The 25,485-nt window shown below is 48.0% G+C and carries 18 protein-coding genes; 7 read left to right on the top strand and 11 right to left on the bottom strand.

The genetic code is table 11. The annotated features are described in order from the left end of the window. The first annotated feature begins 25 nt into the window (after positions 1-25). From serB to M1L52_RS11545, 5 genes are all read left to right on the top strand, one after another. The gene (gene serB / locus M1L52_RS11565) at positions 26-1,297 is read left to right on the top strand and encodes a phosphoserine phosphatase SerB (protein WP_248615158.1); all 1,272 of its coding nucleotides are present in this window, start codon (positions 26-28) and stop codon (positions 1,295-1,297) included. Between the two features lie 257 nt (positions 1,298-1,554). Next, complete coding sequence (gene gyrA / locus M1L52_RS11560) at positions 1,555-4,131, top strand: DNA gyrase subunit A (protein WP_248615157.1); 2,577 nt, start codon at positions 1,555-1,557, stop codon at positions 4,129-4,131. A 25-nt stretch (positions 4,132-4,156) separates the two neighbouring features. Then, on the top strand, positions 4,157-5,425 hold the full coding sequence (locus tag M1L52_RS11555) for a tetratricopeptide repeat protein (RefSeq protein ID WP_248615156.1): 1,269 nt from the start codon (positions 4,157-4,159) through the stop codon (positions 5,423-5,425). Between the two features lie 91 nt (positions 5,426-5,516). Next, positions 5,517-6,716 (top strand): hypothetical protein, encoded by a 1,200-nt coding sequence (locus M1L52_RS11550; protein ID WP_248615155.1) that lies wholly within the window; start codon positions 5,517-5,519, stop codon positions 6,714-6,716. Between the two features lie 139 nt (positions 6,717-6,855). Further along, positions 6,856-8,601, top strand: coding sequence for a phospho-sugar mutase (locus tag M1L52_RS11545; protein ID WP_248615154.1), 1,746 nt, complete (start codon positions 6,856-6,858; stop codon positions 8,599-8,601). A 684-nt stretch (positions 8,602-9,285) separates the two neighbouring features. Here M1L52_RS11545 and ilvN read toward each other — a convergent pair. The 5 genes from ilvN to M1L52_RS11520 form a co-directional block, all read right to left on the bottom strand. Next, positions 9,286-9,831, bottom strand: coding sequence for an acetolactate synthase small subunit (ilvN, locus tag M1L52_RS11540; protein WP_248615153.1), 546 nt, complete (start codon positions 9,829-9,831; stop codon positions 9,286-9,288). Between the two features lie 2 nt (positions 9,832-9,833). Continuing rightward, a complete protein-coding gene (gene ilvB / locus M1L52_RS11535; RefSeq protein WP_248615152.1) occupies positions 9,834-11,540 on the bottom strand; it encodes a biosynthetic-type acetolactate synthase large subunit in 1,707 nt (568 codons plus the stop codon). Between the two features lie 59 nt (positions 11,541-11,599). Continuing rightward, positions 11,600-13,411: a dihydroxy-acid dehydratase gene (gene ilvD, locus M1L52_RS11530; RefSeq protein WP_248615151.1), complete on the bottom strand. Its 1,812-nt coding sequence runs from the start codon at positions 13,409-13,411 to the stop codon at positions 11,600-11,602. Between the two features lie 185 nt (positions 13,412-13,596). Continuing rightward, complete coding sequence (locus M1L52_RS11525) at positions 13,597-15,201, bottom strand: hemin receptor (protein WP_248615150.1); 1,605 nt, start codon at positions 15,199-15,201, stop codon at positions 13,597-13,599. A 42-nt stretch (positions 15,202-15,243) separates the two neighbouring features. After that, a complete protein-coding gene (locus M1L52_RS11520; protein WP_248616107.1) occupies positions 15,244-16,224 on the bottom strand; it encodes a hypothetical protein in 981 nt (326 codons plus the stop codon). 132 nt (positions 16,225-16,356) lie between these two features. Here M1L52_RS11520 and prmA point away from each other — a divergent pair, with 132 nt between their 5' ends. Further along, positions 16,357-17,250: a 50S ribosomal protein L11 methyltransferase gene (gene prmA / locus M1L52_RS11515; RefSeq protein WP_248615149.1), complete on the top strand. Its 894-nt coding sequence runs from the start codon at positions 16,357-16,359 to the stop codon at positions 17,248-17,250. Positions 17,251-17,296: 46 nt separating this feature from the next. Here prmA and M1L52_RS11510 read toward each other — a convergent pair whose 3' ends face one another. From M1L52_RS11510 to M1L52_RS11485, 6 genes are all read right to left on the bottom strand, one after another. Continuing rightward, the gene (locus M1L52_RS11510; RefSeq protein ID WP_248615148.1) at positions 17,297-17,875 is read right to left on the bottom strand and encodes an AbgT family transporter; all 579 of its coding nucleotides are present in this window, start codon (positions 17,873-17,875) and stop codon (positions 17,297-17,299) included. A 64-nt stretch (positions 17,876-17,939) separates the two neighbouring features. Further along, complete coding sequence (locus M1L52_RS11505) at positions 17,940-18,662, bottom strand: DUF5932 domain-containing protein (protein WP_248615147.1); 723 nt, start codon at positions 18,660-18,662, stop codon at positions 17,940-17,942. A 68-nt stretch (positions 18,663-18,730) separates the two neighbouring features. Next, on the bottom strand, positions 18,731-22,039 hold the full coding sequence (locus M1L52_RS11500; protein ID WP_317231489.1) for a DUF5112 domain-containing protein: 3,309 nt from the start codon (positions 22,037-22,039) through the stop codon (positions 18,731-18,733). Positions 22,040-22,074: 35 nt separating this feature from the next. Beyond that, positions 22,075-22,743: a bifunctional 4-hydroxy-2-oxoglutarate aldolase/2-dehydro-3-deoxy-phosphogluconate aldolase gene (locus M1L52_RS11495; RefSeq protein ID WP_248615146.1), complete on the bottom strand. Its 669-nt coding sequence runs from the start codon at positions 22,741-22,743 to the stop codon at positions 22,075-22,077. Positions 22,744-22,749: 6 nt separating this feature from the next. Continuing rightward, positions 22,750-22,887, bottom strand: coding sequence for a DUF4177 domain-containing protein (locus M1L52_RS11490; protein ID WP_248615145.1), 138 nt, complete (start codon positions 22,885-22,887; stop codon positions 22,750-22,752). A gap of 20 nt (positions 22,888-22,907) precedes the next feature. Beyond that, the gene (locus M1L52_RS11485; RefSeq protein WP_248615144.1) at positions 22,908-23,930 is read right to left on the bottom strand and encodes a sugar kinase; all 1,023 of its coding nucleotides are present in this window, start codon (positions 23,928-23,930) and stop codon (positions 22,908-22,910) included. A gap of 202 nt (positions 23,931-24,132) precedes the next feature. Here M1L52_RS11485 and M1L52_RS11480 point away from each other — a divergent pair, with 202 nt between their 5' ends. Further along, entirely contained in the window at positions 24,133-25,485 is a 1,353-nt protein-coding gene (locus M1L52_RS11480) for a glucose-6-phosphate isomerase (protein WP_248615143.1), read from the top strand.

Genomic DNA, 25,485 nt, shown 5'->3' with positions numbered 1-25,485 from the left:
ACAACCTACTTTATTATTGAAAAACATGGAACAGAATCTGAATGAAGCAGCAGAGATAGCTGGCACACAGAATGAAGAACAGATACTAGTCAGGATTACAGGCCAAGACCGTCCTGGACTGACAGCCTCGGTAATGGCTATCCTTGCAAAATATGATGCCAAGATTCTTGACATCGGTCAGGCAGACATACACTCCACTCTGTCGCTTGGCATACTTATCCGCATGGATGCCATGAACTCAGGACAGGTGATGAAAGAGCTGCTGTTCAAAGCCACGGAGCTAAACGTGAACATTGGATTCTCGCCAATCAGCGACGATGAGTATGAAGACTGGGTAGGCCATCAGGGTAAGAACCGCTATATCCTTATGGTTATGGGCCGTCAGCTTGAGGCAAAGCAGATTGAGGCTGCCACACGAGTCATTGCCGACCAAGGCCTGAACATCGACTCCATCATACGTCTTACTGGTCGCAAGAGTATAAAGAACCCAGGCAAGCATGTACGTGCGTGCATAGAGTTTTCACTTCGTGGTGAGCCAAGCAATCGTCAGGAGATGCAGCGCCAGTTCCTGAAACTTTCTTCAGAGATGGAGATTGACTTCTCGTTCCAGCGTGATGATATGTTCCGCCGCATGCGCCGTCTCATCTGCTTCGATATGGACTCTACGCTCATCCAGACAGAGTGTATTGACGAGCTGGCTGAGCGTGCTGGCGTTGGTGCAGAAGTGAAAGCCATAACTGAGAGCGCCATGCGTGGCGAGATAGACTTCAAGGAGAGCTTTACACGTCGCGTGTCGCTGCTCAAAGGCCTCGACGTAAGCGTCATGCAGGACATTGCCGAACATCTTCCCATCACAGAAGGCGTTGACCGTTTGATGACCATTCTGAAGCGCTGTGGCTACAAGATTGCCATCCTCTCAGGTGGATTCACCTATTTCGGCGAGTATCTTCAGCGCAAATACGGCATCGACTATGTCTATGCCAATGAGCTTGAGGTTGATGAAAACGGTAAGCTTACAGGACGCTATGTCGGCGAGATTGTAGATGGTCACCGCAAGGCAGAGCTGCTGAAGCTCATCGCTCAGGTAGAGAAGGTGAACCTCGCACAGACCATTGCCGTAGGTGATGGTGCCAACGACCTGCCAATGATTAGTGAGGCTGGCCTTGGAATAGCCTTCCACGCAAAGCCACGTGTCGTTGCCAACGCCAAGCAGAGCATCAACACCATTGGTCTCGACGGTGTGCTCTACTTCCTCGGTTTCAAGGACTCCTATCTGGGTGACCAGGGAGTAATGTAACGATTAAACCCTATTTGTGCTTTTAAGTCTAACAAGAAAGGGCAATTAACGTGAAATAAAAGGTATAATCCTTTCGCGTTTCATATTTTTTTCGTAATTTTGTGCGCTGAAAATAAACGCAAAAACGCGTCAGCGGGCTTAAAAATGGCCTTAAACGCAAAATTTGCAAAAATCAAGTAGTGAAATCGTTTAACCGAATAATTGTTTAATCGTTAAAACGTAAAATTGAAAAATTAGTAAAATTGTAAAATAAAGTAATGGATCAGACGTTTGACAACGACAGAATTTTAAAGATTAACATCGAGGAGGAGATGAAGTCTTCCTACATTGACTATTCAATGTCAGTCATTGTGGCTCGTGCCCTTCCCGATGTTCGTGATGGATTTAAGCCTGTTCATCGCCGTATTCTCTACGGTATGATGGGCATTGGAAATACCAGCGACAAGCCCCACAAGAAGTGTGCACGTGTCGTAGGTGAGGTGCTCGGTAAGTACCACCCCCACGGCGACTCTTCAGTATATGGCGCCCTTGTTCGCATGGGTCAAGAGTGGAACATGCGCTACACACTTGTCGACGGACAGGGTAACTTCGGCTCCGTAGACGGCGACTCGCCTGCTGCCATGCGTTACACGGAGTGCCGTCTATCAAAGATGGGCGAGCACATCATGGACGACCTTGACAAGGATACTGTAGATATGGACCCAAACTTCGACAATACCCTTGTCGAGCCAAGCGTTATGCCTACCAAGGTACCTAACCTGCTGGTCAATGGTGGCAATGGTATCGCTGTGGGTATGGCTACCAACATGCCTACTCACAACCTCTCGGAGGTCATCGACGGCTGCTGTGCCTTTATTGACAACCCAGACATCGACACCGAGGGGCTGATGCAATATATCCCAGGTCCTGACTTCCCAACAGGTGCCTACATTTATGGTCTTCAGGGTGTTAAGGATGCCTATGAGACAGGTCGCGGTCGCATTGTCATGCGTGCCAAGGCAGAGATTGAGGCTGGCGAACAGCACGATAAGATTGTTGTGACCGAGATACCCTATGGCGTAAACAAGGCAGACCTTGTGGCTTACATTGCTGACCTTGCTACCCAGCACAAGATTGAGGGCATATCAAATGTAAACGATGAGTCTGGCCGTCAGGGCATGCGTATCGTGGTTGATGTTAAGCGCGATGCCAATGCCAATATCATCTTGAATAAGCTCTTTAAGATGACAGCTCTACAGAGCTCATTCTCAGTTAATAACATTGCCCTTGTTCCTATTCCAGGAACACACGGAAAGATGCGTCCGAAGCTTCTCTCGCTTCGCGACTGCATACGCTACTTCATTGAGCATCGTCATGAGGTGACCATCCGCCGCACTAAGTACGACCTAAAGAAAGCTCAGGAGCGTGCTCACATTCTGGAAGGATTGATCATCGCAGTGAACAACATCGACGAGGTGGTTCACATCATCCGCAACAGTAAGACTCCTACCGACGCTCAGCGTAACCTTGAGGCACGCTTCAATCTCGATGAGCCACAGTCAAAGGCTATCGTAGATATGCGTCTCAGTCAGCTGACAGGTCTGCGTGTTGACCAGCTGCATCAGGAGTACGACGACCTGATGAAGCTCATTGCTGACCTGGAAGAGATTCTCAACAACCCAGAGCGCTGCAAGCAGGTAATGAAGGATGATCTCAATGAGGTTAAGGAGAAGTATGGCGACGAGCGCAAGACCGAGATCATACCGTTCGACCACGAGTTCAATGCTGAGGACTTCTATCCTGATGATCCCGTTGTTATCACCATAAGCCACATGGGTTACATCAAGCGTACTCCGCTCAGCGAGTTCCACGAGCAGGCACGTGGCGGTGTTGGTGCAAAGGCTGCCCGTCATCGTGACAACGACTTCACCGAATACATCTATCCTGCTACTATGCACAACACGCTGCTTTTCTTCACTCAGAAGGGTCGCTGCTACTGGCAGAAGTGCTACGAGATTCCTGAAGGTGACAAGAACTCTAAGGGTCGTGCTATCCAGAACATGCTGAACATTGAGCCCGACGACGCCATCAACGCCGTTCTGCGCATTAAGAACTTCAACGACGAAGAGTTCCTCAACTCCCACTACGTGGTATTCGCTACCAAGCAGGGTATCGTGAAGAAGACTTGTCTGAACCAGTATAAGAATGTACGTGCGGCAGGCGTCATCGCCATCAACATCAATGAGGGCGACGAGGTAGTAGGCGTTCGCCTCACCAATGGTAGCAACGAGCTGCTGCTTGCCAACCGCAACGGACGTGCCGTTCGCTTCAACGAAGACCAGATTCGTACCATGGGACGTGTTTCTACAGGTGTCATTGGTATGCGTGTAGATGGTGGCGACGACGAGGTTGTAGGTATGGTATGCGTCAACGATCCTCAGACTGAGACAATCATGGTGGTTTCTGAGAACGGCTACGGCAAGCGCACCGACATTGAGGACTACCGCAAGACAGCACGTGGCACCAAGGGTGTTAAGACTCTCGCCATTACTGAGAAGACAGGCCGATTGGTAGCCATCAAGGTTGTGACCGACGAGAACGACCTTATGATTATTAACAAGAGCGGCATCCTTATCCGCATGAGTGTGGCCGATGTTCGCGTCATGGGTCGTGCTACTCAGGGCGTGCGTCTCATCAACCTCGCTAAGAAGAACGACACCATCGCATCTGTATGCAAGGTGCTTCACTCTACCGAGGAGGAAGAAGACATTGAGCAGGCAGAGGTAGTGGATCAGGAAGCTCCACTTGCCGAGGGTGCTGTAAATGAAACAGAGACAACCGATAACGAACAATAATTGTTAAACCAAAACTTATACGAACATGAAAAAATTAGTTTTGATGGCCATGATGTTGGTAGCTAGTGCTACTACATTTGCAGGTGATAGCGATGCTTTGAAAGCTATCATGAAGACAAAAACTTTTGCAGAGGCCGAGCAGTTGGTGAACTCAACAGTTGACCAGTTGGCAAATGCACAGGAGAAAGCCAAGGCTTACAACCACGTAACGAAGCTTGCCTATGAGACATTCAAGCACCAGGTTGACATTCCTCAGCTGAATGCCACCAATGGCACTAAGGAAGAAGTTGACGAGGCTCTGAAGGCCGAGGCAGCATACACCGCACTGAAGAACTCTATCGAGTGTGAGAAATATGATCCACAGCCTAACGAAAAAGGCAAGGTGAAGATTCAGTTCCGCGAGAAGAACCAGTCTTACATTCCCGAGGTTCGTCAGGAGATTCTGATTGCTTCACAGCGTGAGTTCAACGCTAACAACTATGAGAAGGCCCTGAAGTATGCAGGATTCTTCATTACTTGTATCGACGAAGAGCTGTTCAAGACCTTCAAGCCAGGCGCCTACAATATTCAGCAGAACATGGACATTGCTGCCTACTATGCTTTCGTGAGTGCTTACAACCAGAAGGACATGGAGCTCACAGGCAAGTTCGCACGCATCGCCATGAACAGCGAAAATGCTCAGATTGCCGACTTCGCATTCCGCTATCTGATGGAATCGCTGAAGGGTACTCTGGCAACACCTGCTGACACAGCACGCTACGAGAACAACCTCATCGCCCTGCTGAAGGAGATGCCTGAGAAAGAGCCTGTTTACGCTTCACTCACTGAGCTCTACATCAATAAGGAGAACTATGACAAGGCATTGAAGCTCACCGAAGAGCGCATCGCTGCTTATCCCGACTCAGTTCTGCCTTATGCTTACAAGGGTTCAATCCTCATGGGTCAGGACAAGTATGACGAATCAATCGAGGCTTTCTCAAAGATTCCTGAGAACAACAAGAACTACCTCATGGCTCAGTTCAACATCGGCATCTGCTACTGGCAGAAGGCAAGCAAGCTGAACGAAGAGCTTACCGACAAGAAGACCGGCAACATCTCTGTTCAGAATGCAAAGAAGGTTCAGGACATGATTAGAAATGCCGTGGAGCCTCTTGAGAACGTGCGCAAGCATGACCCTGAGCACGAGAAGATTCACCAGTGGCCATATCGTCTGTATCAGGTCTATTACGCACTGAAAGACACGGCCAAGATGGCAGAGCTTGAAGCTATCGATCCATCACTCAAGTCTGAATAAGACTCTGTCTGAAACACAAAATCGAAAACAAGAGCAAGCTGCTATCCAAACACACAATAGCAGCTTGCCTTTTCTTTAAAACAACATGCTTATGACGCAACGACTACTTACTGGACTTCTGTTTACGGCAATTCTCTCTTGCTATGCGATGTCATCCTATGCTCAGAAGAAAGAGCTAAACCAGGCACGCACCCTCATCAAGGGCAACAAAGAGAAAGACCTCGAAAAGGCCGCGCAGATGATGGAAGACCTTCTTAAGAACAAGGATAACAAAAACAACAAGAAAATATACATCGCTTGGTTCGATGCTGTTCGCGGACTCTACAACCAGGCCAACGAGCGCATGTACCTGAAACAGAAGCAGGACACAGCGGCATTCTTCAACCTTAACCGCAAGATGTTCACCATACTCGAATCGCTTGACTCAGTAGATATGACTCCCAACGCAAAGGGTAAGGTTGACATAGAGTATCGCGAGAAACACTCCGAGATACTCAATAATTATCGTCCAAACCTTTTCAACGCAGGCACGTTCTTCCTGCGCAAGGGCGACTACGAACATGCCTTTGACTATTTCGAGTTCTACATTGACTGTCAACGCCAGCCGCTATTCTCAGCTTATCGCTACGACTCTACTGACGTGAAGATGCCAGAGGCTGCTTACTGGGCTACCTACAGCAGCTATCGTCTTAAGGATGCCGTGCGTACTCTGCGCTATCGCGACTTGGCTTTGAAAGACGAGCCGAAGGCCAGCTTCACCCTCCAGTACATTGCCGAGGCACGCCACTGGCTCAACGACACAGAGCTCTATCTTCAGACCCTCGAAGAGGGCTTCCGCCGCTACCCCACCTTCAGCTATTTCTTCCCACGACTCATCGACGAGTATAGTCAGAAGGAGGAATATGACAAGGCTCTCGCTGCCGTAGATGCAGCTATTGCTGCCTGCGACACCTGCCAACTCTACCTCTTCGCAAAGTCAACGCTACTTACCCGATTGGGCCGCTATGAAGAGTGCATCAAGCTTAGCGACCAAGTCATAGCCATGAATCCTAATCTTGCAGAAGCCCACTTCAACGCAGGTTCAGCCTACATGAATATTGCACTGAAGCTCGACGAGCGTAACGACAAGAAACAGCTGCGCCAGCTCTATCAAAAGGCGCGTCCCTATATGGAACGTTATCGCCAACTGGCTCCTGCTGAGAAGCAGAAATGGGGACCAGCGCTCTACCGCATCTACCTTAATCTGAACATGGGGCGCCAGTTCGACGAAATAGACAAACTATTGAGGTGAGAGGTTCTCTCACCTTTTTCTTTGCTAAAAAATCAAAAAATCTAAGCTTGGCTTAGTGTTGTTAAATAATTATTTGTATCTTTGCTATTCAATAACTATGAATACAAATTCTATCAACTTTTTAAATCAATAAAAAATTATGGGAAACAGCGCTCAGCTTATTCAGCAGTGCGAGGCACTGGCTAAGCAATGGCTCACTCCAGCCTTCGACGAGGAGACACGCAAAGAAGTACAGGCAATGCTCGACAACGAGGACAAGACAGCCCTCATCGACGCTTTCTACCAGAATCTTGAGTTCGGTACAGGTGGTCTGCGCGGCATCATGGGTGCAGGCACCAACCGCATGAACAAATACATCGTAGGCATGGCCACACAGGGCTTCGCCAACTACATCAACAAGGCATTCCCCAACATGCAGCCCAGCGTTGTTGTAGGCCACGATTGCCGCAATAACGGACGCATGTTCGCTGAGACCGTAGCCGACATCTTCTCTGCTAACGGCATTAAGGTCTATCTCTTCGAGAGCCTCCGCCCCACCCCAGAGATTTCATTCGCCATCCGTCAGCTGAAGTGTCAGGCAGGTGTCAACGTCACCGCTTCTCACAATCCACGCGAGTACAACGGCTACAAGGCTTACTGGGACGACGGTGCTCAGGTGCTTGCTCCCCACGACAAGGGCATCATCGACGAGGTGAATAAGGTAAAGATTGAGGATGTGAAGTTCGAGGGCAACAAAGACCTTATCATCCCCATCGGTGGTGAGATGGACTGGGACTATATCCAGGCTGTCAAGGAGGCAATGGTTGATCAGGATGTCATCCTTCGTCAGAAAGACCTCAACATCGTTTATTCTCCAATGCACGGCACAGGTCGCGTCATCATTCCTATGGCTCTCCGCTCATGGGGTTTCCAGAACATCCACGTCGTTCCAGAGCAGATGGTCATCGACGGCAACTTCCCAACAGTTGTATCTCCTAATCCAGAGAACGCTGAAGCTATGACCCTTGGCATGAAGCTCGGCACAAAGCTCAACGCCGATCTCGTGATAGCTTCCGACCCTGATGCTGACCGTCTCGCCATCGTCTGCCGCAACGCTAAGGGCGAATGGGAGATTCTCAACGGCAACCAGACCTGCATGATGTTCTGCTGGTACATCATAGCCAACAAGAAGAAGCTCGGCCAGCTCAAGGGCAACGAATTCCTCGTGAAGACCATCGTTACCACAGAAGTCATCGCTGAGATTGCCAAGAAGAACAATGTAGAGCTCAAGGACTGCTACACAGGGTTCAAGTGGATTGCCAATGAGATTCGCATCAACGAGGGCGTTAAGAAATACATAGGCGGCGGCGAGGAGTCGTTCGGCTTCCTGCCATTCGACAAGGTGCGCGACAAGGATTCACCAGCATCTATCTGTCTCATCTGTGAGATTGCCTCTTGGGCACGCGACAACGGCATGACCCTCTACGACCTGCTGATGAACATCTATAAAGAGTATGGCTTCTCTAAGGAGGTTACCATCAACGTGGTTCGTCCAGGCAAGAGCGGTGCCGATGAGATCAAGCAGATGATGACCGACTTCCGTGCTAATCCTCCAAAGGAGCTCGGTGGTTCTAAGGTTTGCCTGTGGAAAGACTACAAGACCCTCGAGGCACGCGACGCTCAGGGTAACGTTACCAAGCTCGAGATGCCTGACACCTCTAACGTGCTCCAGTGGTTCTGCGAAGACGGCACCAAGGTCAGCGTGCGTCCTTCAGGCACCGAGCCAAAGATCAAGTTCTACACTGAGGTGAAGGATCCTTCTTTCTCTGGTGCTGCCGACTACGAGCGCTGCACAAAGGCTGCCGAAGCAAAGATTGAGGCCATTAAGAAGAGTCTCAACCTCTAATCCTTCAGCATCATAATTCCATAAGAGGGACACGCCATAAATAGCGTGCCCCTTTTTCGTTTGTGTCACGTGGGCACTTGATGGCATTATAGAGGAAGAGTTATTTCAACAGGCTGAAGCGTTTCAGCGTTTCAGCGTTTCAGCCGTTTCACCTGAGAAAGGGCATTACATTCTCTCTTCAAAAATTCATAACTATCTAATAATAAAGTAGTTATATATATAATAAGAGTTTATACACCCCTCATTACCCCTACTGAAACGCTGAAACACGAAACGCCCAGTCATAACAATATTAATGTAAGCAATTGATTATCAATATGATATACGATATCATGAAGTCAACATCACCCCAAATGCCTAACCTTGACAAGGGCACAGAATGTTAAATTACTGCTCTAATAGGCCTCAAAAGACTTTTTTCCCTTCGTTTTTTGATGATTTCCACTCACTTAGCGCATTATACCTGTGACGCAGAAATTCAGCTTATTGACTTATTTTGATGGAAATGTGCGGAAAATGGCACGTTTCGTTGCAGATTTTGGCAACAACAAGTGCCAATTGTGAGTATAATTATAAATCAGAATGCGTTTGGCCTAAACGCTAGGAGCAATCTTACTAAACGCTAGGAGCAATCTTACTAAACGCTACGGGCGTTATTATTAAAGACAAAATGAAAGAGAAGTGCTATTGAGCACTTCTCTCTCGTTGTTCAAGAAACTCGCTGACCTGCTCTTGAGTGCCCCGAGTCACAGCTATTCGACCCGAGCGAGTGTATTGCAGCACACACCCATACTCGTCGAGAGCACGGTAGAGAGAGATTATATCGTCGGTCTTGCCGTTCTTCATCACTATGACATAAGTGGGATTGACCTCCGTGATGCTTGCGTCGTGACGACGAATGGTGCGCGAAATGTCAGGATTCTGAATCACTATGTCGGTAGAGAGCTTGTAGAGTCCAGTCTCACGGATGAACAGCTGGTCGTCGGTAAAGTAGTTTGCCTTCACCACATCGATTTTCTTCTCAATCTGTTTGGTTATCTTCACTATCTGGTCTTCGTCGCTCCACGCGGTGATGGTGTACTTGTGGACACCAGGTATGCTTGAAGCCGACACATTAAGACTCTCGATGTTAACCTGACGGCGAGTGAAAACTGCCGTTATCTGATTCAAAATACCCGCCACGTTCTCTGAATAGACCAGCAGGGTGTACAGTTTATTTTTCTCTTCCATAATTATATTTCCAGCATCATCTCGTTAACATTCATACCCGGAGGAGTCATGGGAAGCACATTGTCGTCTTCGCGGATGGCGCACTCGAGAAGGTAGGGTCCGTCGGTGGAGAGCATCTTTGCTACAGCGGCAGCAAGGTCCTTACGGTCGGTGACAGCCTCGTAGGGTATGCCGTAGGCCTGAGCCACGAGCTCATAGCAGGGGTTCATCATCTTAGTAAACGACTTGCGACGCATCCAGAACATGTCCTGCCATTGGCGCACATTGCCAAGATAGTGGTTATTCATCAGAATCATCTTCACTGGCGACTTCTGCTCCATAATGGTGCCCAACTCCTGGATGCACATCTGGAAGCCACCATCGCCCATGAAGCAGCAGACGGTGCGCTGAGGAGCGCCAAAGGTTGCTCCAATGGCAGCTGGAAGACCATAGCCCATAGTGCCAAGACCACCACTGGTACAGATACTACGCTTGTGATGATATTTGAAATAGCGTGTAGCGAACAACTGGTTCTGGCCAACATCGGTAACAAGGACGGCATCGTCGGGCGACTGCTCTGCCACAGCATTGACTATCTCACCCATGAGCAGCGGACCGTCCTTGGGATGTATGGCGGGCTCGATTACTTTCACGCGCTCCTTCTCGTCAAGTTCCTTGAATGACTCGCGCCACTCCTTATGCTTATTAGGATTGATGAGAGCTGTGAGTGCAGGGAGCGACTCTTTGCAGTCGGCCACGATAGCCACATCGGTCTTCACATTCTTGTCAATCTCAGAGCGGTCAATGTCGAGATGAATAATCTTTGCCTGCTTGGCATAGGTCTTAAGGTTGCCCGTAACTCGGTCGCTGAAGCGCATGCCTATGGCTATGAGCACATCGCATTCCTGCTCCTTGAGATTCACGGCATAGTTGCCATGCATGCCAAGCATGCCCACGTTGAGCGGATGGTTAGAAGGAAGCGCTGACAGTCCTAACATGGTGCGACCGGCAGGAATGTCGGCTTTCTCAAGGAATGCTTTCAGCTCTTCCTGTGCGTTGCCAAGTTCTACGCCCTGCCCCACCAGCGCCAGCGGACGCTTAGCTTTATTAATGAGCTCAGCAGCCTGACTAACGGCAGCAGCATCGAGCTTTGGATAAGGCACATAGGAGCGTACGAAGTCAACCTTACGGGGCTCCCAGTCAATCTCTTCAACCTGCGCGTTGCGGGGGAAGTCAAGCACCACTGGACCCGGACGGCCTGTGCGAGCTATATAGAACGCACGGCTCACAGCCCACGCCACGTCTTCAGCATGACGTATCTGATAGGACCACTTAGATATAGGCTGTGCCACACCCACAAGATCCACCTCCTGGAAGGCATCAGTACCAAGGGCGGATATTGCCACCTGGCCGGCAATGACGACGATAGGCGTTGAGTCAAGCATGGCGTCGGCAATGCCTGTCAACGTGTTTGTAACGCCAGGGCCGCTGGTGACGAGCGCCACACCTACATCGCCACTGACGCGGGCATAGCCCTCAGCAGCGTGGGTAGCGCCTTGCTCGTGGCGCACAAGTATGTGGTCGAAGCATTTTTTCTCGCCACGTGTATAGTCGAACAGCGCATCATAGACGGGCATAATGCTTCCACCGGGATAGCCGAAGATGGTCTTCACACCTTCAGCCTGCAGGGCTCGCATCAGCGCCTTCGCGCCAGTTATTCTGTCTCTCATATGCTTTATATTTCTAGTTGAAGCCAGGAAGACTAGTTCTTACTAGTGTTTTTATTCTTCTAATCAATAATTCTCACGCCACCTTTATCGGCACTGCTCACACTCTGGGCATAGGCACGCAAAGCCTTGCTCACCACGCGGTTGCGCTTAAGCGGCTGCTGTGGGCGCGCTGCAAGTTCCTCGTCGCTTAGCTTAACATTGATGGAGCGAGAAGGAATATCGATGACGATGATGTCGCCATCCTTTATCTTACCAATGTTGCCGCCTGAAGCTGCCTCGGGCGATATGTGACCGATGGAGAGTCCGCTGGTACCACCTGAGAAGCGTCCGTCGGTAATCAAGGCACACTCCTTGCCCAAATGCATGCTCTTTATATAAGATGTTGGATAAAGCATCTCCTGCATGCCCGGTCCGCCCTTAGGTCCTTCATGGGTTATGACAACGCAGTCGCCGCTCTTGACGCGTCCGCCGAGGATTCCATCACAGGCATCTTCCTGAGAGTCGAACACTACAGCAGGGCCTTCAAAGTGCCACAGGGCTTCGTCTACGCCAGCCGTCTTTACCACGCAGCCATCCTGAGCAATGTTGCCAAAGAGCACTGCCAGTCCACCATCCTTGGTGTAAGCATGCTCTATATCGCGAATGCAGCCATCAGCGCGATCGGTATCGAGAGTGTCATAGCGCTCGTCCTGACTGCCCATCTCAGTGCTAAAGCGGTGGGCAGGAGCAGCTGTGTAAATGCTAGTTGGACTAGTTAAACTAGTCAGACTAGTTGAGCTAGTTATATCAAACTTCTCCATCGCCTCGCTCAAGGTCATGCCGTCAACGCGCATTGCCGATCCATCAACAAGAGCGCCCTTGTCGAGCTCACGGAGAATGCCTAGAATGCCACCTGCGCGGTTACACTCCTGAACGCTGTATTTCTGGGTATTTGGAGCCAGCTTGCAGAGACAGGGTGTCTTGCGGCTCAGTTCGTCGATATCTTTCATTGTGAAGTCAACGCCAGCCTCCTGTGCCACAGCAAGCAGGTGGAGCACGGTGTTGGTTGAGCCGCCCATAGCGATGTCAAGTGTCATAGCATTGAGGAATGCCTGGCGGGTGGCAATACTGCGAGGAAGGACCGACTCGTCGCCGTCTTCATAGTAAGCAAGAGTGTTCTTGACTATCTGACACGCTGCCTTCATGAACAAGTCTTTGCGCTCCTTATGAGTTGCAAGCAGAGTGCCGTTGCCTGGCAACGAGAGACCAATGGCCTCAGTAAGCGAGTTCATTGAGTTGGCAGTAAACATGCCTGAGCAAGAGCCACAGCCCGGACAGGCACACTGCTCTATCTCCTTCATCTCTTCGTCGCTCACCGACGGGTCTGCACCTTTCACCATTGCAGTGATAAGGTCAGCATTTTCGCCACGCCAACGTCCAGCTTCCATAGGACCACCGCTTACGAATACAGCAGGAATGTTAAGACGCATGGCAGCCATAAGCATGCCTGGAGTAACCTTGTCGCAGTTGGAGATACATATCATGGCGTCAGCCTTGTGAGCATTGACCATATACTCCACAGAGTCGGCAATGATGTCGCGCGAAGGCAGCGAGTAAAGCATGCCGTCGTGCCCCATAGCTATGCCGTCGTCAATGGCAATGGTATTGAACTCGGCAGCATAGCAGCCAAGCTCTTCAATCTTCTTACGCACTAACTGACCTATCTCATGAAGATGGGTATGACCAGGCACAAACTGTGTGAATGAGTTAACGATGGCAATAATTGGTTTGCCAAACTGCTCATGCTTCATACCGGTGGCTACCCATAGGGCACGGGCTCCCGCCATTCGTCTGCCTTCTGTGCAGACACTGCTTCTCAACTGATGTTTCATGTCGCTGACAACTTTCGTTATATTCTTATTATGTTTTTGCGTTTAAAAGTGCAAAAATACTTCTTTTCTAACGAATTGCCAACAATTTACCAAAATAAATGACAGAATGACGTTTTTTCATGCTATAAAAGAGGTGAGAAGTAACTTCTTACCTCTCACCTCTTACCTATCACCTCTCACCTCTATCAGAACCTATATCCCATAGTGAAGAGCACCTGATGACGCTTGAGGCTTACGGGCGTTGAAGGACAGGTTACCTCTTCATAGAACGTGTTGTTCTTATAGTACTGACCGTCAGCATAGGGGAAGAAGTCGCCGTTGGTGACGCTGTACTGATAGGCAAGGTCAAGGCTGAGGTCGCCAATGCGTGTACCTAAGCCGGCAGTAATGCGATGGGTGGCTTTCCAGTTGGTATAGTCGCTCGTGGAAGCATAATAGACGCCTGGTGAATACACTTCCTGATTGCGGTAGGCATCGTTATTGTCGCCATACTGAGAGCTGACGAAATTGTAGCCCAAACGAACGGCAAGAGCAGGATCGGGCTTCAGTTCGGCACCAAGACGAAGAGTATGAGTGCCCTTCAGACAATAGCCTATCTCAGAGTTCATATCCTCGTCGCTGCGAGAATCGTCGCCGTCATAGTGCTTCTCGGTAATGTAGCGCATATCGGCAGAGCTGAAGTCTTGGAACTCGTAGCCTGCACCAAGGGCGAGCATGTTGCCAATAGTGTGACCGAGACTCAGACCAAACTTCCAAGGGGTGTAGTATTTAAAGTTGTATTCCTCGCCGTTGTTACGACGCTCGTCAACGAAGCAAGTGGTAAAATTACGAGTCTTCAGGTCGTACCATGTAGGAGTAGCAATAGAAATACCAATGCGGAAGGGCGACTCTGCTATAGGACGGAAGATGATGCCTGCCTTGAGGTCAACTCCCTGTCCCTTGATGGTGCGTTCGTCTATGATGCCTGCCTCCGATGGTATGATTCCGTTAGGAAGCTTCTGACCTGGCTCAAGAGTCTCAGTATAGCGTGTAGCAGACTCATAGTGAACGTCATGTATTCCTACCGTAAGTCCCCAATAGACGCGATTGTGTGAATTGCCGCTGATATTGAGGTCATAGACACCTATATAGCCCGTATTACCCTTGCGGAAGTTGAAATCAGAAGCCGTCAGAGGATAGTATGAAGAGGTACCGTCGCCATTGTCGAACCACAATAAGTTGAAATAGAGATTGTCAACTTGTGACTCATAGTAGTTCACACCGTTGGCATCCTGATTGTCAGAATCGAAAAGACCCGAATTGCGCTTAATGTCGGTAGCTATGTTCTGACCACCGCCTACGAGACTGGTAATATTGCCAGTACCATCGGTCTTGATATCAGACGGACGGAAAGCGTTGGCAGCCGTGAGAATATGATTGAAATTACGACTCTTATGGAAGTTGAAGCCGAAGTTCAGATAAGAATCATAGCCCTCGTTTGCCCACACAAAGCCAATCTGGTCGAAAGACAGATTAGTTGGATTAGCCGACTGGAACTTTACGGCATCTTCCTGATTGACAACACTTAGCGTGAAGCTACCCATGCTGCTACGGAACAATCCTATGCCTGCTGGGTTAGAACTGATGGTGCTGATATCGGCTCCAAGAGCATCGAGAGCGCCACCCATACCAACATAGCGGGCTGTACCGTTTAGATCCTGAGATGCAAGATTTGCAGCATCATAGGCATCCTGTGCCATAGCCGAAAGGGATAGCGATGCCGTTATTGCGAGTGAAACAAGTTTTTTCATACGAGTAATGATTAATGAATAGTGATTAATTAGTATTAGTTATTAACGTCGTCCGCCTGAACGTCCACTGCTACTTCCACCTGAGCGTCCGCCACCACCATAGGAGCCACCGCCGCCGCTACGAGATACGCTGCTGCTATTGCTGTAGCTGCTACTGCCACCGCTATAGCTACGCGAGCCGCTACTGCTGCTACCTATTGAGCGAGAAGTGCCACGACTAGGCGAGCTGCTGTAAATGCTGGAACGCGAAGTACCGCTTGAGTAGGATGAGTTGCGTCCATAAGATGAAGAACGACTTGAAGTACCCAAAGAAGAGCGCCCCGCAGAAGATCCTATAGATGAACGACCTGCCCAGGAAGAACCTGTACGACCGCCATATATTGAATGGTTGCGAGAACCAGCAATTGTTTTACCTCCGCTACGGTAATATCCGCTATGAGTATAGTGATGACCGCCATAGTAGCCATAGTAGCCATTATAGTAGGCTCCCCATCCCCAAGCGCCATACCAGTGATGACGATAGTACCAGGGATCGTAGCGCCAGCCCCATCCATAGTCATAATACCAGGGGTCATACCATGAGTCATACCAAGGATAATAGTAAGAAGAATAGTACCAGGGCGAATGCCATGTGCTGTTGCGCCACTCATCGGTACGTCCTTGGTCATAGCCTTGCCAATAAGCGTCGGAAGGGGTGTAACCATCCCAGCGCGACATCTTGCGAGTCAAAGAGAAGTCGGCTGTAGAGTCTGGATAGACGCCCTCAACACCCTGAAAATCGATAATGTCATTCGTGGTGCTATCGCTGGAAACAATCTCGTAGGAACTTCCTGATGTGCGACGGTTGTACTCATCTACACTTCGGTTTGAACCAGAATAATAAGTGTCTTCAGGCAAGCCGTATCTTGCACGCGCCTTCTGAACATTCTTCTTCGTCGGGACGAAATACATGTCATCGTCTTGAGCCAGAAGAGAGGCTGGCAAACCGACGAACAACGCTGTTAATAGTACTAGCTTTTTCATATTCTTAGTGTTTATTCAATTATTCACGATGCAAAAATATAACTAAATTATATGCAAATGTACGGAAAAACCCTAAATGGTGATAGGATTTTCCCTATTTTTTATACTTTTGCAAGTAAAAATAACAGCATCATGAAGTATTTCGAAGTTCATTTCATCATTAACAATGCTCCTGAAGAACTGATTCAGGATGCGCGTGACATATTGTCGGCACTTGCTGGCGAGGCTGGTTTCGAGACATTTGAAGATACTCCGCAGGGCATCAGCGGCTATGTACAGCAGGTATTGTTTGATGAAGACTTGCTAAATAAACTCATCATTTCATTTCCAATAGAAGGTGTGACAATCAACTACGAAGTTAAGGAAGCCGATGACCGCAACTGGAACGAGCAATGGGAACAGGAAGGTTTCGAACCAATTGTTGTCAAGTCTCGGATAAACACAAGTGAAAACTATCAGGAAAAGACAGTAATCATTCACGACGGACGTCATCTACCCGAAGATACTACATGCGACATCTCAGTAGAAATAGACGCTCACCTAGCTTTCGGAACCGGCAACCACGAGACAACACGAATGATGGTGGCTGCAATATTGGAGCAAGAAAAAAAAGATAGCGTGCTCGACTGCGGATGCGGAACGGGGATTCTGGGGATAGTGGCACTTAAAGACGGTGCACAGCGCTGCGTGGCTTACGACATAGACGAATGGAGTGCAGATAACGCACAACATAACGCAGTAATTAACGGAGTGAGCGAGAGCTTCACTTCAATGCTTGGCGACGCTTCTGTACTCAATGATGTGGAAGGCACGTTTAATCTTGTGATGGCAAACATTAATCGCAACATACTGTTGACTGACATGCAGACCTTCAGAAGCAAAATGGCAGAAGAAGGCACGCTGCTACTAAGCGGATTCTACAAGGAAGACATTCCCCTACTCGTCCAACGTGCTACTGAACTTGGACTAAGAATAGTTGCGCAGAAAGAAGAGAACAATTGGGCTTGCTTGACACTAAAGCTATAATTAGTCTATAATACAAAAATAATCAGCTAATAAAGGTTAGACTATTTCAGCTGAAAACAAACATAACAGAATTATAGAACTGGATAAAAGCAAGGTAGCATAAGATGACTGGAGCGCCGATACCGATACCGTCACATGCGGCATTGACTATTGACGAAAAAGAAGTGAAAGAGCGTACGATAAGTCCGTAGTTCACAGCTATAAGCACTCCCCAGAAGGCTATCATTGGCATCAGAGCATTACTGAAAGGCGATGGGAACAGACGTCCTGTGGCCGAGAGAAGCATGGAGTGAGGCATAAGGGTTATGAGACTGACAACAGCGATGTAAACTATTGACATCGCTATTGAAACCTTATGGCCAAGACGCTCGTGATAGGTCTTTGAGCGAGAGAACACTTTGCTTCTCAGAAGACAGCCAACAGCGATGGAGAGAAGAAGCAAATCAATGAGAAGAGGCGACATGAGAATATAGCTGAAATGCCCCAGATACCAGCGCATGCCCTCGCTAGAAAGCATAGACCTTACGCCTTCAACCATCATGGCTGACAGTATCCACGACAACAGCATAAGCGCCAGCTCTGCCAAAATCATAGCAAGGACAAAATATGCGACATATTTCCTCATCGGTTTTCTATTTATGCAAGTTTAATTTACGAAATCACTTGAACAGGCTCTTTTAAAAAGAGCTTTATTCTTCGTCGGCAACGATATTGTCAATGTCGATGATACGAAGCTCAAGAGCACGAACAACAAGACGAGTGGCGTTGACGCCGCCATTGCAGCCATCAGGGAACAGTTTCTGAACAAGCTCATTCTGACGTTTCTCAAGACTCTTCACGCCAAATGGCATACCTCGCAACTGGGTTATCTGGTCTTTCGTATAGCCAAGGGCCAGATGGCGAAGGAAACGCTCGTCATACTCATCAATCTCGTAGTTAATAAGTGCTTCGTGCTTTGCCAGTTGAGCATTGACGCTACGCTTGAAGCGCTCAACAATCTTACGCAGAATAGGCTCATTGAACACCAGTTGCTTGCCATCCATAACGGCGCTGACGTCACGACGGGTGAGAAGTTCGCCTGTCTTGAGAATTATGCCGTCGGCACCTGCATCGAGCACATCAACCCACAGCTTCTCATTGAGGATTTCGCCAGTGAAGATGAGCACCTTAACCTGATTATGGAGTTCTTTCGTCTGACGACACAACTCCACCCCAACAGTCGTAGAACCTCCAAGACCAAGGTCGAGAAGTACAAGGTCGGGTACTCCTTGTTTCAACAGTTTCCAATAAGCTGCCTCATTGTCGGCTGTTCCAATAACTTCCGCCTCTGGTATCTCATTGCGGATTATTCCCTCAGTACCCTTCAATTCCAGGGGCACGTCTTCAACGATTATAACTTTAAAGTTCTGCATATGCTCTTATATATATTTTTCATCATTATTTTTTTCTCGCTCTTCCTGCCTACTTGTATTCGTTCTTTCTATTTTGCTCGTGGCAGGGTAATTATCATTTGACTTCCATCAGCAGTGGACTCGGAGATGATGCCGCAAGCACGACGTCCTGTAGCCTCACCATGTTCGCGAACAATCTGACGACACAACAGGAACGGAATGTTGCTTACTGACGGACTGAAGTTTGTAGGCGGAACGCCTGGCAAGCTGACCACACAAGTGATATAGAGTTCATCCTTAGGCTGATAATCAACGGAAAGTGTCTTTGAAGAAGACTGTTTGCGCAGTATCTCGAAAAGATAGCTGATGAGATTCTCATCGCCAAAAATATCATGGTCAAGTTTGCGCAAAGACAGACGAGCGCTCTCCACTTGACTGGCAGCCTGCTGACTAAGTATGCCGTAGAGCTCGCGATAATAGGTCACTACGTCTGACAAAGCGGAAGTATCATCGGAATCGATAAGCACACGAATGCGGCTGGGATAGTACATCGTCTCATGCTTCAAAGCTGAAAGGCAGTTCTCAAGCACCTGATTACTTACATGCAAACGGGCAACCTCAATCTCATAGCGACGCAACTCGTCGTTCAACATCTCAAGACTATTCTCTTTAGCCTGACGCCGAGCTGCACGGTTCTTCATAACATTTGCCATCTGCCAAGCAAGGGCAGACAGAAGAAGAATAACCATTATAACAATAAGCACAACAGCAATGGTACGGTCGGTCTGAGTCTTCTGTAGCTGACGATAGTATTCTTCAAGATTCAAATCAGCCGACAGCTCCTTGAAGAGAAGAGTGTATATGCGATTATTGTAATGGTAAAGTTGCCAGTCATGCAGGGCAAGAGCTGCCACAGCACTCTCATTGCGCACTACGAGGAGTATGTTGTAGTTAAGCTTCACGCCTTTATGTAACCAAGTTATCTCAGGAATAAAGGTTGTAGTATTTGCATATAGTGCAAGTGTGTCAGCAGCAGAATAGTAGTTTCCAGTAGGAAGCGACTGACTTTGAGAGCTCGCTACATACTGACGAAGATAGGCTTTGTTCAGACAGCGCAAACAAGAGTCGGCAAAGAACAAGGTCTGCTCGTAGTTGCCATTAATATTGGAATGATAGGCAGAGTCAGAACAGTTGCTTGCCTGATGTATCAAAGCAACAGAAAGGCTGTCAACACTAGCAGCACGAGAACTGACAAATGGACTGAGAGCCATCATCAAAAATAATATAAGAGTATGGACAATTCCTTTAGGCAGACGGAAGAAGAAACGACTACCCTGCCCCACAACGCTCTCGGCACCAATATGGCAAACAGAGAAGAGCTGACTCGTCTTCCTGTATTTCTCAATGATGCCTTTACAGTTTTGGAGTCCGAAACCATGTCCGCCAAATATCTTGTGTTCGAAGATATGGGAAAGACTATCTGCGTCGATACCACAACCTGTATCCGAGATGGATATTTCCACATAGTTGTCTGTTTCAGTAGAGCTAACGTTGACACTTCCGCCCTTATCGGTAAACTTACGCGCATTATCGGCAAGAGTATTTATCATGAAAAGCGTCAACACACGATCGGCCTTTACGACTGATGTGGTTGGCTCAACAGACAGTTCTATTCCTTTAAGTGCAAAGCTACGATGACCTTTCTCAATAATATCAAACAAGGACTGGAGGGGGAACGACTCTATACGAAGACTCAACTCGCCCTGTCGAAGTTGAATCCACTGTGTAAGCACGCCATTCTGCTCATTGATAGTATCGGTAAGCTCTCGAATATAGTTCAGACGTTCAGAACGTAATGCCTTGTCAGAAGCTGATAGAGTGTCGCTGTCAGCGTGGTTATTGTCAATCTTTTGTACCTCATGAAGCATGCGGTCAATAAGCGGAGTAATGCTGTTAACAAGGGACACCTTGGCACGCTCCTCAAGATTACGTCGTTCTCCCTCACGCTTATTCAGCTTCGTAAGTGCAAGACGCTCCTCAGCTTCATCGCGCTCTTCCGACATCTCATCGTCAATAGCGCTACGGCTGGACTGGCGCTTATGGATAACATAGATTACGACAAGCGTAACAATGAGCAACGCCATAACAGCTGCAGCAATGACAAGTAACAGGTTGAGCTGACCAAGAACATGGTCAAGCTGGGCTGCACGCGCCTCAAGCGAACGGTCTTGGCGAGTCTGTTCCTGAAGGTCAAGATAGATATTACGGTTGTAGTCGCTATTCGTCTTATCATTCATAGCAGAATATACGACACTTAGTTGCTCGCGAATGCTGGCAACCAGGTCAGGGGCTTGATAAATGGAAGAGTCAGAAAGTGCAAGTTCAAGATTTGCGAGGGCATCCTCATAATTGTCAAGTCGCCAATAACATGAGGCAAGTGTACGATGGGCACCTGCTATCTGATAGACATCGCCGTAGGAAGAGAACAGTGACAAGGCTTCGTCAGCAAGTAGAATACTTTCGGAAGCATCGACATGATCGGCAAGAGCCTCAAGAGAGTTGGCTAAGAAAAAAGGTGAGCCATACTCCTCAGCCAATGACTGACACTTGTAGAGGCAGTCGAGTTCCCGTTGCTCTATCTGTTCAGGACTACCGTCTGTGAACATTCCGCCTGCACCTGCGTTATAGAGATAGTTCATCCACTGGGCAGTATCCAAAACAGCTATCTCATCAATACGACGTAGTTCGTCAATGGATTGTTGTTCCAGTCCTACATAATAATAATAGGTGGAAGTGACAATAGCCATCTCAGACTCTGCATAACTAAGACGCAACGATTGACGCTCGTCGAGAGACATGCGCTCCTCATTAATTCGCTGAAGAGCTTTCATGGCGTGTTCTCGAAAATCGTAGAAATCGCGATTGTGGGAACGGCGCTGACAGAGACGCATGTGCTGTACGTTGGCAATAAGTATTTCCAACTGGTTGTCTGTCAGAGCTATTGCACTATCGAGCTGTAGTGACGCTAAGTCATAGTTCATGCGCATGATGCTAACAAAAGCAAGATTATTATAGGCTTCTGCTTTGGCATCATTAAGATTATTGAACATGCTATTACCCTCGGCTGTAGCTAATGCCAAAGCCTTGCGAGCATAGTATTCAGTAGAGTCGATGTTACGATAATGATAGGCATAAGAAATGTCATTGAGCCTATCAACAGTCTCCCTATTAGCTGAGCTGCAGGAAGAAAGAATTACTATAAATATGGATAGAAAAAAAGAAACAAAACAGGAAGAGTGAGAAGTGAAAGAACTACTACCGCAGTTGTTGGTACGTGCATACATCTTTCGAGGATGCTGCACAACATGTTTGCCAACAAGACTATTCAGCGGAAGCAAATTTTTCACTTTTCACTCTTCACTCATTATTAAGTTTATGCGCGAGCCTTAGCCACATAGCCAAGCGCTTCACGGCACTTGTCAGTCACATACTGCCAGTCACCTGCCTTAACTTTGTCTGATGGGAAAAGCTTAGAGCCCATGCCAACGCAGAAGACTCCAGCCTTGAACCAAGACTTAAGGTTCTCTTCTTCAGGAGCTACGCCGCCAGTAACCATAATCTTTGACCAAGGCATTGGAGCCTTCAAGCCCTTAATCATGTTTGGACCAACAACATCGCCTGGGAATACCTTAGTGAGGTCGCAACCCAGTTCCTGAGCCTTACCAATCTCGCTGACAGTCATGCAGCCTGGGCAGTAAGGAACAAGACGACGATTGCAGATGGGAGCAATCTCAGGATTGAACAGAGGACCAACTACGAAGTTGGCGCCAAGCTGCAGATAGAGCGCTGCTGTAGGAGCATCGACAACTGAGCCAATGCCAAGAGCCAACTCAGGGCACTCCTTATCGGCCCACTTAACCAGCTCGCCGAATATCTCGTGAGCGAAGTCGCCGCGATTAGTAAACTCGAATGCGCGAACGCCACCCTCGTAGCAAGCCTTCACCACATTCTTACATACTTCCAAGTCTTTGTGATAGAATACAGGAACCATGCCTGTATCGCCGATTTTCTTCAGTACGGCTATTTTATCAAACTTTGCCATTGTTTCTTATCCTTTATATTCACGTTTCAAATACAGGCGGCAATCAAAGACAGCCACTAATTCCCAACCTTCGGCTCCCAACTTGTTAAGTTTCTTCTCAGTTCCTACTATGGAGGAAATTACCTTATATTCGAACTGTTTCATATTGTTTGGCTTTTACTTTTTTATCTTTGAACGCGTCCGTTGGCATTACCACCTGCGAGAGCCTCTACCTCATCAACAGAAACGAGGTTGAAGTCACCATTGATGGTATGCTTAAGTGCTGAAGCAGCAACTGCAAACTCAAGAGCCTCGCCCTGAGTCTTCTTTGTAAGCAGACCATGAATGAGTCCACCAGAGAAAGAGTCACCACCACCTACACGGTCAATGATAGGATTGATCTCATAGCGCTTTGACTGATAGAACTCCTTACCATCATAGATGAGAGCCTTCCAACCATTGAATGTTGCAGAGAACGACTCACGAAGAGTAGAAACAACATATTTGAAGCCAAACTCCTGCATCATCTGCTTGAAGATTCCCTCGTAGCCAGAAGCATCGGTCTGTCCGCCCTCTACGTCAGCATCGGGCTTGAAGCCAAGACAGAGCTCAGCATCTTCCTCATTGCCTATGCAAACATCAACATACTTCATAAGAGGACGCATGATAGAGATAGCCTTCTCTGAAGTCCACAGCTTCTTGCGGAAGTTGAGGTCAACAGACACTGTCACTCCATGACGCTTTGCTGCCTCACAAGCCAGACGAGTGAGTTCAGCTGCCTTGTCGCTAATAGCTGGTGTGATGCCGCTCCAGTGGAACCAAGCAGCTCCCTCCATGATTGCATCGAAGTCGAAATCCTCAGGATTTGCTTCAGCAATAGAACTGTGAGCACGGTCATAGATAACCTTAGAAGGACGCATAGAAGCACCAGTCTCAGCATAATAAAGACCAACGCGATCACCACCACGAGCAATGAACTGTGTGTTGACACCATAACGGCGCATTGCATTTACGGCAATCTGACCAATCTCATGCTTAGGAAGCTTTGAAACAAAATAAGCCTCGTGACCATAGTTGGCTACTGAGATAGCTACGTTTGCCTCGCCACCACCGGGGATGATGCGGAATGACTCACTCTGAATAAAACGATCGTTGCCCTGAGGCGACAGGCGGAGCATGATCTCGCCAAGTGTTACGATTTTTGCCATTGTTGTAATGTTTTGCTTAATAGATTAAACGTTTTTTCATTTGTCTTGCAAAAGTAATGTGTTTTTTTTTATTCGCCAAATAAAAAGCATTTTTTCAAGGGTAAAAGAAATGTTTTTATGTTTTTGTTGCAAACATAAATAATTTTGTGTAATTTTGCAAGCAAAACAAATTAATAATTTACTTACTCTAAAAACAAACACAATGAAGAACATTTGTTTAGACATTACAAAAGCTTCTTGCTTCCTTAAAGAGGGTGCAGTTGCTGCATTTGAGCCTAAAGTAAAAGCAGCTCAAGAGTCTTTGGAAAACGGCACTTGTCCTGGTAACGACTTCCTGGGATGGCTTCATCTCCCATCAGAAATCACGCCAGAATTCATAAACGAGATTCAGGAGTGTGCAAAAACTCTGCGCGAGAACTGCGAGGCAGTAGTCGTAGCAGGTATTGGTGGCAGCTATCTTGGCGCACGTGCAGTCATCGAATCACTTAGCAACTCATTCGGATGGCTCATTCAAGACAAGAAGAACCCAATAATTCTTTTTGCAGGAAACAACATTGGCGAGGACTATCTCTCAGAACTCACAGAGTATCTCAAGGGTAAGAAGTTTGGCGTTATAAACATTTCGAAGAGTGGCACAACAACTGAGACGGCTCTCACCTTCCGTCTGCTTAAGAAACAGTGTGAGGCACAGCGTGGTAAGGAAGAGGCACGCAAAGTGATTGTTGCCGTAACTGACGCTAAACGAGGCGCAGCACGCACTTGTGCCGACAAGGAAGGCTATAAGAGTTTTATCATTCCTGACAATGTTGGTGGCCGCTTCTCTGTCCTCACTCCAGTAGGATTGCTGCCAATAGCATGTGCAGGCTTTGACATCAAGGCTCTTGTAGAGGGTGCTCAGACTATGGAGAAGGCTTGTGGCAAGGACGTTCCCTTCGCAGAGAACATCGCAGCACAGTATGCAGCTGTCCGCAACGCACTCTATCAGAACGGCAAGAAGATTGAGATAATGGTCAACTACCAGCCAAAGCTGCACTATGTTTCAGAATGGTGGAAGCAGCTCTACGGAGAGTCTGAGGGTAAGGACAAGAAGGGTATATTCCCTGCTAGCGTTGACTTCACCACTGACCTTCACTCAATGGGACAGTGGATTCAGGACGGCGAGCGTACCATCTTCGAAACAGTCATCTCTGTAGAAGAGCCAGAGCGCAAGCTTCTCTTCCCAGAGGACGAGGAGAATCTGGATGGTTTGAACTTCCTTGCAGGCAAGCGAGTAGACGAAGTAAACAAGATGGCTGAGCTTGGCACACGTCTGGCCCATGTTGATGGTGGCGTGCCCAACATCCGTCTCGTAATGCCAAAGCTCAATGAGTTCTATATTGGTCAGGTTATCTACTTCTTCGAGATTGCCTGTGGCATAAGTGGCAATATTCTTGGTGTAAACCCATTTAACCAGCCAGGCGTTGAGGCATACAAGAAGAACATGTTCGCACTTCTTGAAAAGCCGGGTTACGAAGCAGAGTCAAAAGCCATTAAGGAGAGACTCAACAATGAGTAA

This window comes from Prevotella sp. E13-27 (assembly GCF_023217965.1).
Lineage (GTDB): Bacteria > Bacteroidota > Bacteroidia > Bacteroidales > Bacteroidaceae > Prevotella.
The sequence above is the reverse complement of the archived record's forward strand: the minus strand, read 5'-3'. Positions and strand labels throughout refer to the sequence as shown.